This window comes from Carnobacterium sp. FSL E2-0243 (genome assembly GCF_038003605.1).
Lineage (GTDB): Bacteria > Bacillota > Bacilli > Lactobacillales > Carnobacteriaceae > Carnobacterium > Carnobacterium maltaromaticum.
The window spans coordinates 1,280,983-1,293,068 of record NZ_JBBOPM010000001.1; the positions used below are offsets into that span (position 1 = coordinate 1,280,983).

Consider the following 12,086-nt stretch of genomic DNA (forward strand, 5'->3'; position numbering starts at 1 on the left):
ACTCAACAAACTTTTTATTAAAGGAGATATCTTTAAATGAGCAAATTGTTATACCCACCTAAATCCAAAGAATTGACAGAAGGAGTAACGCTACTTCAAGAAATTAGTGAGAAAAATGCTCCACTCACTTATATTCGCTTGAAAATTATTGAAATGGAAAGTGGTGCCAGCTACGAAGAGAGTTTAACGCAATTTGAATGTTGTCTTGTTGCTTTAACTGGCAAGATAACTGTAACAGATTTTGCAGAAAATTTTTCAGAAATTGGCACTAGAGAAAGTGTTTTTGAACGTATCCCAACCGATAGTGTTTATCTATCCACGCAACAAAAATTTAGAGTAACAGCAAAAACGGCGGCTAAGATTGTTCTCTGTTATGCACCGTCTGAAAAAAAATTACCAACTCAATTAATTAAAGCTAGTGATAATAGTATCGAAAATCGTGGTATGTACCAAAATAAACGTTTAGTTCATACTATTTTATCAGATACATCTTCGATTTCAGATGCGTTGCTAGTAGTTGAAGTTCTAACCGATAGTGGGAATTGGTCGAGTTATCCACCGCATAAACATGATCAAAATGATTTGCCAAGGGAATCTTCACTTGAAGAAACCTACTACCATGAAATGAACCCAAGGCAAGGATTTGTTTTTCAAAGAGTCTATACAGACGACCGTTCATTAGATGAAACCATGACAGTTGAAAATGGAGACGTTGTTGTGGTACCCAAGGGTTATCATCCCGTTGGAGTTCCTGATGGCTATGAATCTTATTATTTAAACATCATGGCGGGACCAATTAAAAAGTGGCAGTTTCATAATGATCCAGCACATGAATGGATTTTAAATCGTAAATAAAGTAAAGGGAGCTAATAAGAATGAAAAAAAAGAACTTTGATATGATTGCATTAGGTCGAGCTTGTATTGACTTAAATGCAGTTGAGTACAATCGTGGTATGGAAGAAACGATGACTTTTTCTAAGTATGTTGGAGGTTCACCGGCAAATATCGCGATTGGATCAGCAAAACTTGGTTTGAATGTTGGCTTTATTGGAAAAATTCCTGATGATCAACATGGCCGGTTTATTGAAAATTATATGAAAAAAAGTGGTATTGATACGTCAAATATGATTCTTGATACGGAAGGACATAAGGCTGGTTTAGCTTTTACAGAAATTAAAAGTCCAGAAGAATGCAGTATTTTAATGTATCGCGAACAAGTTGCAGATTTATATTTAACACCAAATGAAATTAACGAGGAGTATTTAAAATCAGCAGAAATGTTAGTCGTTTCTGGAACCGCTTTAGCCCAAAGTCCTTCGAGGGAGGCCGTGCTAAAAGCTGTTAGTTTGGCTAAAAAAAATCAGTTAAAAGTTGTCTTTGAACTGGATTATCGTCCTTACACATGGAAAAACCCAGCAGAAACGGCGGTTTATTATTCTTTAGTTGCTGAACAAGCAGATATTGTGATTGGAACAAGAGATGAATATGATAGTATGGAAAACATTGTAAATGGTAGGAATGAATCCACAATTGCTTATTTATTCCAACATTCACCTGAACTAATTGTGATTAAACATGGTGTTGAAGGTTCATATGCCTATACAAAAGCAGGTGAAATTTATCAAGGGAAAGCCTATAAAACACAAGTGTTAAAAACTTTTGGTGCTGGGGATTCTTATGCTGCTGCCTTTCTCTTTGCATTAAATAGTGGAAAAGGAATTGAAAAAGCTTTGAAGTATGGCAGTGCCTCTGCAGCGATTGTTGTTAGCAAACACAGTTCTTCAGAAGCGATGCCAACTGTAGCAGAAATCGAACAATTAATTCAGGAACAAGAGGACTAGTTGAGCTGTTTTCTAATGAATTCAAGGATGGTGAGAGAATGAAAAAAACAATCAGGCTGACAACAGCCCAAGCTTTGGTACGTTTTTTAAATCAACAATACCTTTCTGTTGATGGGAAGGAGTCTCTTTTTGTAGACGGCGTTTTTCATATTTTTGGACATGGTAATGTTTTAGGCATTGGACAGGCATTGGAACAAAATCCAGGATCTCTAAAAATAATTCAAGGTAAAAATGAACAAGGAATGGCTCAAGCAGCCATTGCCTTTAGTAAGGAAAAACTGCGACGTAAGATTTTTGCTGTTACGACGTCTGTAGGTCCGGGAGCTGCGAACTTAGTTACAGCTGCTGGAACAGCGTTAGCCAATAATCTTCCAGTCCTTTTATTGCCAGGGGATACATTTGCATCAAGACAACCCGATCCAGTTCTACAGCAAATTGAACAAGAAAGTAGCGCAGGGATTACAACTAATGATGCTTTAAAACCAGTATCGCGTTATTGGGATCGAATCACAAGACCAGAACAAGTAATGAGTAGTTTAATTAGAGCTTTTGAAGTGTTGACGAATCCAGTGACTGCTGGTCCAGTTACTATTTGCTTAGCTCAGGATGTTGAAGGGGAAGCTTACGATTACCCAGCTGAATTCTTTAATAAAAGAGTCCATTATTTAGATCGAAAAGCACCAACAGAACGGGAATTAATTGGAGCGATTGAACTGATTCGCAACAGTAAAAAGCCTTTAATTATTGTGGGCGGTGGAGCGAAGTATTCAGATTGTCGTGAAGAGTTGATGACAATTTCTGAGAAATTTGGAATTCCATTAGTTGAAACTCAAGCTGGGAAATCAACGGTTGAAGCAGCTTTTAAAAATAATCTAGGCGGCATTGGGGTTACAGGAACTTTAGCAGCCAATAAAGCAGCCCATGTAGCAGATTTAGTGATTGGAGTAGGAACACGTTATACAGACTTCACAACTGGATCCAAATCCATTTTTGCAAATGAAGAAAAGCAATTTTTATCGATTAATGTTAGCAGAATGCAGGCTTATAAATTAGATTCTTTTCAAGTCGTTGCAGATGCAAAAGAGACACTACGTTTACTTTTAGAACAACTAGAGGAGTATCATGCTGAATTTAATCATGAAATCGAGGCCTTAAAAAAAGAATGGCAAATGGAACGGCAGCGCTTGAGCCAAATAGAATTTAAACAACAGGACTTTGTGCCAGAAATTTCGGAACAATTTACCCAGGATAAGCTAAATGATTACGCTCAAAGCCTAAAAACAGAATTGCCACAAACGACTGCGCTACTTGCTATTAATGACTTTGTACAAGAAGACAGCATTATTGTTGGGGCTGCGGGTTCATTGCCTGGTGACTTGCAACGAATTTGGCAACCTAAAAAGCCAAACACATACCATGTTGAGTATGGGTATTCTTGTATGGGCTATGAAATTGCCGGAACTTTAGGGGCGAAACTTGCCCATCCTAATCAGGAAGTTTATGCGATGATTGGGGATGGTAGTTTTCATATGTTACATTCTGAATTTATTACAAGTATCCAGTATCAACAAAAAATCACGATTCTTTTATTTGATAATTCTGGATTTGGTTGTATTAATAACTTACAAATGGGGAATGGTAGTCAAAGTTTTGGAACGGAATTTAGAAAACCAGATGATAGCTTAATGAAGATTGATTTTGCAATGGTTGCAGCAGGTTACGGCGCAAAATCCTATACGGTTCGAACCCTAAATGAGCTTAAAGCAGCATTGGAAGATGCACAAAAACAAACTGTTTCAACATTAATTGATATTAAAGTTCTACCAAAGACGATGACAGATGGGTATGAAAGCTGGTGGAATGTTGGTGTTGCAGAAGTTAGCGAAGGCAATACAACGAAATCTTATTATCAAAAGAAACAAGAAATGTTAAAGCAAGCTCGGGATTATTGACTATAAAAGACAGCGAAGGGGTGTTGAATTGAGAACAATAAAAGTAGGCATTGTTGGATTAGGGCGTTTAGGAAAAATTCATGCACAAAATTTGGCACAAAATGTACCAAATTGTCAGTTATATGCAGCCTGTAGTTTAAATGAAGAAGAATTAATTTATGCTAAAACAGAATTAGGTGTTGAAAAAGGTTATGCAAATTATGCGGAAATGATTGCAGATTCTGAACTGGATGCGGTGGCGATTGCTTCGCCATCGGGCTATCACTGCCAACAAATTAATGCAGCTTTAGAGAAAGGGCTGCATGTATATAGTGAAAAACCAATTGGTCTAGATTTAGAAGAAATTCAAGCTACGATGGATGTAATTAATCGTCATCCAAAACAGATTTTTATGTTAGGATTTATGCGACGTTATGATGACTCTTATCGTTATGCAAAAGAATTAGTTGAGGCTGGCGAACTAGGTGAATTGACTGTTGTTCGTTGTTATGGAATTGATCCTAGTTCAGGGATGGAAAGCTTTGTAAAGTTTGCAGGGGCTAGCAATAGTGGTGGTTTATTTGCAGATATGTCAATCCATGATATTGATTTGGTACGTTGGTTTACTAAGGCAGAAGTAGCTAAAGTTTGGGCAATTGGCAAAAATGCTGCTTATCCAGAATTAGATCAAGTTAATGAGTTGGAGACAGGGGCAGCTATGTTGCAATTGACGGATAAAACAATGGGGCTTTTAGTTGCTGGACGTAATTGTGCCCATGGCTATCATGTTGAAACGGAACTAATTGGAACAAAAGGTATGCTGAGAATTGCGAATTTTCCTGAAAAAAATTTAGTCACTGTTTTGAATAGTAATGGGGTTGTTCGTCCTTGCTCTCAAGATTTTCCTGAGCGCTTTGCTGGGGCTTTCATTACTGAAATGAAAGAATTTATTGAGTGTATTTTAACTGAAAAACAACCAGAAGTAACGAGTTATGATGGGTTACAAGCGACTAAAGTAGCGCTGGCTTGTAAAGAATCTTTTGAAAAAAATCAATTAATTGAATTAAAGTAGAAAGTAGGAGAAAGAATGACGAATCAACCTAAAATTAAATTAGGGATTGCACCGATTGCTTGGACGAATGATGATATGCCTGAATTAGGGAGCGAAAACAGCTTTGAACAGTGCATTAGTGAGATGGCTTTAGCTGGTTTTACTGGGACAGAAATAGGCAATAAGTATCCTAAAGACCCAAAAGCTTTGCAAGAAAAATTAAAGCTAAGAAATTTAGAGGTAGCTAGTGCTTGGTTTAGTACGTTTTTAACGACTAAACCTTATACTGAAACAGCTGAAGCATTTATTCAACATCGTGATTTTCTTTGGGCAATGGGCGCAAAAGTAATCGTTGTTGCCGAACAAGGTCACAGTATCCAAGGGAAAATGGACACGCCATTATTTAAAGATAAACCGCAATTTACCGATGCAGAATGGGTAAAATTAACAGAAGGTCTAGAAGCGCTAGGAGAATTAGCTCACGAAAAAGACATGGAGATTGTGTATCACCATCATATGGGAACTGGAGTACAAACAACGGCTGAAATTGATCATTTAATGAAAGAAACAGATCCTACAAAGGTATCTTTATTATTTGATACAGGGCATCTTGTTTTTTCAGGTGAAAACCCGCTTCAAATTTATAAGGCCTACCAAGATCGAATTAAACATATTCACTTTAAAGATATTCGAGATACTGTAACACAGGAAGTAAAAGCTGAAAATAATTCTTTCTTAAGTGCAGTTAAACAGGGTGCGTTTACAGTGCCTGGCGATGGAGTAATTGATTTTAAACCGATTATGAGTGAAATTGAAAAAGCGAATTATACAGGTTGGATTGTTGTTGAGGCTGAACAAGATCCGGCGGTAGCCAATCCCTTTGAATATGCACTGAAAGCACGAAACTATCTAAAAAAAGAATGCAAAATTTAAAAAGGTTGTTAAAAGAAAGGATTGAAAATATGTCAGAAAATATCGTTATAGGTGTGATTGGAGCAGGAAGAATTGGACGCTTGCATGTGGAGAATATGTTAAAAATGGCAGGTGTTCGAGTGAAAACGGTTGCTGATCCTTATAGTGAACATGCAAAGGACTGGGCAGAAAAATTAGGTATCGAGCAGCTAGTGTCAAATCATGAAATAATTTTTAACGATGCCGAAATTAATTGTGTTTTTATTTGTTCGCCAACGGATACCCATACAACTATGATTAAAGCTGCTGCTAAAGCGGGGAAAAATATTTTTTGCGAGAAACCGATTAGTTTTTCAGATGAAGAGACAATAGAAGCCTTTAAAGCTGTTGAAAAAGCAGGAGTCAAATTACAGATTGGATTTAACCGTCGCTTTGATAAAAATTTTGATCGTGTCAAAAAGTGTGTTGCGACTGGTAAAATTGGCGAGTTGCATATTTTGAAAATTACTTCGCGAGATCCAGAACCACCAGGTTTAGACTATGTGAAAAGTTCAGGTGGGCTTTTCATGGATATGGCTATTCATGATTTTGATATGGCACGTTTTGTGTCTGGATCAGAAGTTGAAGAAGTTTATGTCCAAGGTGCGGCTTTAATTAATCCAGAATTTGCTAGTCTTGGAGATGTCGATACGGCCATTATTACCTTGAAGTTTGCCAATGGAGCGTTAGGTGTGATTGATAATAGTCGAAAAGCAGTCTATGGTTATGATCAGCGTGTAGAGGCATTTGGTTCAAATGGAGCTGTTGAGATTGGCAATGAAACAGAGACACTTGCCAAATTATCTACAAATAGTGGTGTTGAATTAGACCAACCTTTACACTTTTTCTTAGAGCGTTATAACGAAGCCTATATTCGTGAGGTTCAAGAATTTTTTGAAGCAATTCAAAAGGATAAAGCGGTACCTTGTAGTTTTGAAGATGGGATTATGGCACAAAGAATTGCACAAGCTGCAAAGCTCTCATTAACAACAGGGAAGCCTGTCAGAGTAACTAAATTAATAAAGTAGCGAGAATATTATAGGAAAGGAAGTGGTGAAATGGGACTGGTTCCAATGACTGAGCTAGTAAAAGAGGCAAAACAGAAACACTATGCCATTGCCCAGTTTAATATCAATGGTTACCAATGGGCTCAAGCAATCATAGCAGCAGCTCAGGAAGAAAATGCACCAGTTATTCTTGCTGCTTCTGATCGAGTTATTGATTATCTAGGTGGCTTTAAGATGGTGGTCACTCTTGTAAGAGGATTAATTCAAACCTTAAACGTGACAAATCCAGTTGTCTTGCATTTAGACCATGGTCAAAGTGTTGCAAAGTGTTTTGCTGCAATTGATGCTGGTTTTTCATCAGTTATGTTTGATGGTTCAAAATATCCGATAGAAAAGAATATTAAGTTAACTAAGCAAGTAGTTGATTACGCCCATTTAAAGGGAGTATCGGTTGAGGCAGAGGTTGGATCAGTCGGTGGAGTCGAAGATGGCATTACTGGTGGAATTCAATATGCTCGTTTAACTGATTGTTGCAGGATGGTTGAGGAAACGCAAATTGACGCTTTAGCTGCGGCTTTAGGGTCAGTTCATGGAGCTTATCATGGTGAACCAGTTCTTGGTTTTACTGAAATGCTGGAAATTTCACAGGCGACAAGTATTCCTTTAGTTTTACATGGGGCTTCTGGAATTCCAAAGGAACAAATCAAAAAAGCCATTGAGCTTGGGCATGCTAAAATAAATATAAATACAGAATTAAATCAAGTTTGGGCGCAATCTGTAAAAGCAAGTTTCATGAAGAATCCTGAAAGCTATAATCCTCAAGAGATTTTATTGCCAGCTAAAGAAGCTCTTGGCAAAGTTGTAAAAGAAAAAATTAGAGAGTTTAAGAATAATCGTGTTTTTTGAAAAGAGCCTGGTTTGTGGAATGGACTAAATTTTTAAACTATCTTGCAGTAAATAAAAGTGAAAATAAGTATTTTTAGTCTGAGAAGGCTAAAAATACTTATTTTTTAGTTGTGGAAATATAAAAAAATAAATAGCCTTAATTTATGAAATAATGTATGCTATTAATGAAAGCTGTAAACTAAAAGCAGTGAATATATGGAGAAGGAGTTGGACTATTTGGTAGATAATGAAGAGGAAGACAAGTCGAGAAAAGCTCGGCAATTGATTTTCTTAGAAGAAATAGAAGAATTAAAAACTAAAAAATATTTGGGTGCTTATGTGAGTCAGCAAGTAACGGAAGCTTACTTGCGCTATGTGGAAGATCAAAAAGATAAAGTGAGCAGTGAAGTAGAGATTCCTAATAAGGAGGTATTAAAAAAACAAGCCATTTCGAAAGAGTTTCCTAAACGACGTTCGCAAATTGGAGCTGTTGGACCTAAAGAGCCGCTAGAATCTATTGATCGTAAAAAAATAGTCCAAACAAAATATAGTTCAACGAAAGAAGAAGAACGTCGAGCTTTTCTTAATAGTTTAGTTGGTAAAACAAATTCCCATCAGATAGAACCTGATGAATCTCAGGTTGATTTTGAAGCTAAAGCTGAAAAAATAATTCAAGAACCTAGACAAAATATTTCTGTAAATCACGAAAAAACACCTTCAAAAGCAGAACCATTAACAAAAGAGCAACAGCGTAGTCGCAATCTTTCATTTATTTTATCTACAGGGGTTGTTTTACTTTTGTTAGGTGGACTTGTATTAGCTACAACAAGTTGGTTTATGTTTGCCCCAGTAATTAAGGTCTTATTTATTTTATCAGTTTCAATTGTTTTTGGGGGTATGGGCGTTGTTGCACAGAAATTAAAAATTAAGCAAACGAGTTTTGCTTTTATGGCACTGGCTTTTTTATTTCTACCAATCAGCGTGGTCAGTTCCGCTTATTATGAGTTATTTGGTTCCTTTTTTTCTTTAACAGGAGAGGGGCGAGATTGGTTAGGTGTGATAGTCACTGGAATCTTTATAGCTATTTATGGTAGTGTGGCTAAAAAATATGAATCTAAGTTATTTAAGTGGATTACGTTACTCTTTGTCTATAGCTTTATGGTCTTCTTAGTATTGGCTCTGACGGGTTATACAAGGTATCGTCTATTTAGTTTAGGATTATTGTTATTAGTGATTAGCTTAAGTAGAATCATTAAACAAAAAAAAATTCAGACTTTAATCCATTTTTTCGAAAAGGAACTAATAGTTTTTCAAATTAGCAGCCTCTCAATCAGTAGTATTTGGTTGTTGACGACTATTCAGGCTAATTTTTTAACAGTTGTTAATTTTGGACTTTATGGAATCTTGTTTTTTAGTCTAAGTCTCCAGTTGAAAAAAGAAAATTTAGCATTACAAATTATTGGAAATATTTTTTTAAATATAGGGATACTGATTAGTTTACTGCTTTCTTATCCAGTCTCACCAAGTATAGCGGTCGTTGTTATGGCTGTGCTGAGTAGCACTTTTCTTTGGTTAAGCAAAATAAAAAGACTGCAAGTAATATCAGTTATTTTTATTAAACGTCAAGTTTGGGCTTCAGGTCTAGTTACATTAATTTACGGAACGTTATATGGCTTTAGTCTATTAGCTTTAAATTTAAAGGAGCCATTTATTGATCAACTTTTCTTAGGCGTAGCAGCTTTGATATTCCTAGGTGGTAGTTATCAATTTATGAAGTTAACAAACAGTAAATTTACTTGTTTCTATTTTTACGGAATGAGTTATCTAACGATTGCAAGTTGTTTGACGCTCATGCAAGTAGACGGTATTTTTGGGCAGTGCCTATTATTGATTAGCAGTATCATTGGCTATAGTTTGATTTTCTTAAGAAAACCATTCATTCAATCTAAATTAATGTTAGGTTCAGCTAGTTTAATTTGGTATTTAAGTACTTTAACGAAGATTTTCTGGCTACTTACCGCTTGGGAACAAACATTTTGGTTAGTTATTTTGTGGAGTGTCATTTTAGGAACAACCATTTATTTCAAATTAGTAGAAAAAGAAAAAAGCAGGCCGCTACTAGAATGGGGAATTCCTACTTCATTAGTTATAAGTTTATTACCATTAGTAAAAAATGTAGAAAACTATGGGTTAGCGATTGCTGGATTTTCTTTAGTCCTTCTGATTTTAAGTTTTGTTCTGACTCACTTTAAGCAAACTATTTTGGCTGCTAGTAGCATAGTAGTAGCTAGTGTAATTTATTTAGTGAGTTTAATCAGTTTAGTTGTTCAACTAAATTTAATAGAAGGAACTTGGTTGAACATTGGAGTATTACTTTTAGGTATTTTGTTTAGTTATTTATTAAGATCTCATTTGTCGGTAAAAGTTAGTGCAATTGGAATAGTTTTATTTAGTGGGCTAAGTAGTTTATATCCCTTACATCTAATCAAGGTTACACCAATGGGTATAATTTTATATAGCCAAGTGATTGCCGTTTTATTTGGTATTGTTAGTTGGAAGTTAAAAGGAAACGCACCTTTAATTAAGGAGTTGAAACAATCTGTACATTGGGGGATGCATAGTTTATTTTTAGTCAGCCTAGGAAGTATAGTAAGTTTTAATCAATGGTTAACAGCTCCAATTATTTATTTGCTACCATTGATTTGTTATGGCTGGTTATTAATGGTTACTATCAATGAAGGTCCTATTCAATCTAAATTTAGTTATTTAGGCATAAATAGTAGCTTAATGACTCTTTTTCTAATGAGTCTAGGGCAACTTGCTAGCTTTTCATGGCTAGACGGACCGGTCATTTCATTGATTATGGCTTTGCTACTTTATGGATGTTATCGTGGCATTCCACAGCTGAAAATAGTAGCTAGTTGGTTAGGCATGGGTGCAACTTTAATTGCATTAGCCATCAATACACCTATTTATTTTGAGCATATTATGTGGGGAGCATTTATAGTTAGTCTGTTTTTATGGTTCTTATTGTGCGATTATTTAAAGGATTATCCATTAAAAGGGTTGAAAATTGGTCAATTACTAGGTTGGTTTACTTTAATCGCGTGGCATGTACACGTTTTAGAATTTAAGTGGTATTTCATAACGTTGTTGCTATTTTTAGTTATCAATGGGATTCTAACTTGGTTAAAAAAAGCAGCGTTACTTTCAGTTAATCCACTTCAATTCAGTCCTAATTTAATTGTGACATTAGTTGGTATTAGTTATCTAAGGATACAACTTTATATCGAGGGAGCGGTTCTTTTAGAAGCTTGCTTAATTTTATTTTTCATGTGCTATACCTATCTATTTGCCCGACAAACAATGGGGAAAGTGGAGAAAGCTATCTTACAAACAGCATTTCTAGTCAGTGTATTGGATTTTTGTTATTGGGGAATTCATTATGGACAAAAATTTGTAACTATTCCAGCTGTTTTAACTCTGAAAGTGACAGTCAGTTTAATCGTCGTTTCTTTAATTCTTCGTTATGTTTGGCATCTTTCAGAAAAACAATTAAAAGTTGAATGGGCTATAGTAGCATTAGGATTAATGATCTTGCTACAAGAAGCATTATGGACTGGCACGATCAAGCAATTTTTAAGTTTCACAGTATTTAGTTTACTTTGCTATTTAATTGGGTATAAATTCCATTTTAAAGGGTACAAATACAGTGGTTTAATTGGATTGTTTGTCGGAGTTCTCAGTTTAAGACAATTAGTATGGAGTGATAATAAAGTCATCTATGAACTGGCTATTATTATATTTACAACTGTCTTCTTGTATATGCTGACTAAACAAAAACAGCAACCAATGATTCTTTTAATTACTAAAACAGCATTCTATTTAAGCATTTCTGATTTAAGTTATTGGATGTTGCGTTACTTTGAAGCTAGTCTTTACCAGCCTCTCTATAAAACAGCACAAATTGCGGTTGCTTTTATTATTCTGAGTTTAATTTTACGCCGTGTCTGGCAAGTATCTCAACAGTATTTACTTTTAGAATGGGGATATGTAATTGTTGGTATGGGTATTTTAATGGTTCAGGCTCTAGAAGTTGGAACACTGAGTCAATTGCTTGTTTTTTCTATTGCTGCATTAATTTGCATGATTACGGGATTTATATTTAAATTTAAGTCTTACTTTATTGTAGGAATGACTACAATAGCGATTAGCCTAGTTTATAATCAACGACATTTTTGGAGTAGTTTACCTTGGTGGTTTTATTTGATTCTAGGTGGAGTTCTATTGATTGCGATTGCTAGTAGTACAGAATGGCGTCAACGTAAGAAAGAGGAAGGTGGCTTATCATTAGTTAAGAAAGTAGTTAAAATTTTTGACCAATGGCATTAATAGTAGAGAAATTCAGCAGCGCTATTTT

Annotated in this window: 8 protein-coding genes; all 8 read left to right on the forward strand. The window is 35.5% G+C overall.

Going from position 1 to position 12,086, the window contains the following annotated elements:
• Nucleotides 1–36: 36 nt before the first annotated feature.
• The 8 genes from iolB to MHI00_RS06030 all read left to right on the forward strand — a co-directional run bounded on the left by iolB (nucleotide 37) and on the right by MHI00_RS06030 (nucleotide 12,058).
• A complete protein-coding gene (gene iolB, locus MHI00_RS05995; protein ID WP_341111960.1) occupies nucleotides 37–855 on the forward strand; it encodes a 5-deoxy-glucuronate isomerase in 819 nt (272 codons plus the stop codon).
• Nucleotides 856–875: 20 nt separating this feature from the next.
• Complete coding sequence (gene iolC, locus MHI00_RS06000; protein WP_056999588.1) at nucleotides 876–1,841, forward strand: 5-dehydro-2-deoxygluconokinase; 966 nt, start codon at nucleotides 876–878, stop codon at nucleotides 1,839–1,841.
• 38 nt (nucleotides 1,842–1,879) lie between these two features.
• The gene (gene iolD / locus MHI00_RS06005; protein WP_057000733.1) at nucleotides 1,880–3,793 is read left to right on the forward strand and encodes a 3D-(3,5/4)-trihydroxycyclohexane-1,2-dione acylhydrolase (decyclizing); all 1,914 of its coding nucleotides are present in this window, start codon (nucleotides 1,880–1,882) and stop codon (nucleotides 3,791–3,793) included.
• A 28-nt stretch (nucleotides 3,794–3,821) separates the two neighbouring features.
• Nucleotides 3,822–4,844 (forward strand): inositol 2-dehydrogenase, encoded by a 1,023-nt coding sequence (gene iolG, locus MHI00_RS06010; RefSeq protein WP_010050760.1) that lies wholly within the window; start codon nucleotides 3,822–3,824, stop codon nucleotides 4,842–4,844.
• A gap of 15 nt (nucleotides 4,845–4,859) precedes the next feature.
• Entirely contained in the window at nucleotides 4,860–5,756 is an 897-nt protein-coding gene (gene iolE / locus MHI00_RS06015) for a myo-inosose-2 dehydratase (RefSeq protein WP_010050761.1), read from the forward strand.
• Between the two features lie 29 nt (nucleotides 5,757–5,785).
• Entirely contained in the window at nucleotides 5,786–6,802 is a 1,017-nt protein-coding gene (gene iolG, locus MHI00_RS06020) for an inositol 2-dehydrogenase (protein WP_035063722.1), read from the forward strand.
• Between the two features lie 30 nt (nucleotides 6,803–6,832).
• On the forward strand, nucleotides 6,833–7,687 hold the full coding sequence (gene fba / locus MHI00_RS06025) for a class II fructose-1,6-bisphosphate aldolase (RefSeq protein WP_341111971.1): 855 nt from the start codon (nucleotides 6,833–6,835) through the stop codon (nucleotides 7,685–7,687).
• Between the two features lie 207 nt (nucleotides 7,688–7,894).
• Nucleotides 7,895–12,058 carry a hypothetical protein gene (locus MHI00_RS06030; RefSeq protein WP_341111974.1) on the forward strand — a complete coding sequence of 1,388 codons (4,164 nt, stop codon included), beginning with the start codon at nucleotides 7,895–7,897 and terminating at the stop codon, nucleotides 12,056–12,058.
• Nucleotides 12,059–12,086: the final 28 nt, after the last annotated feature.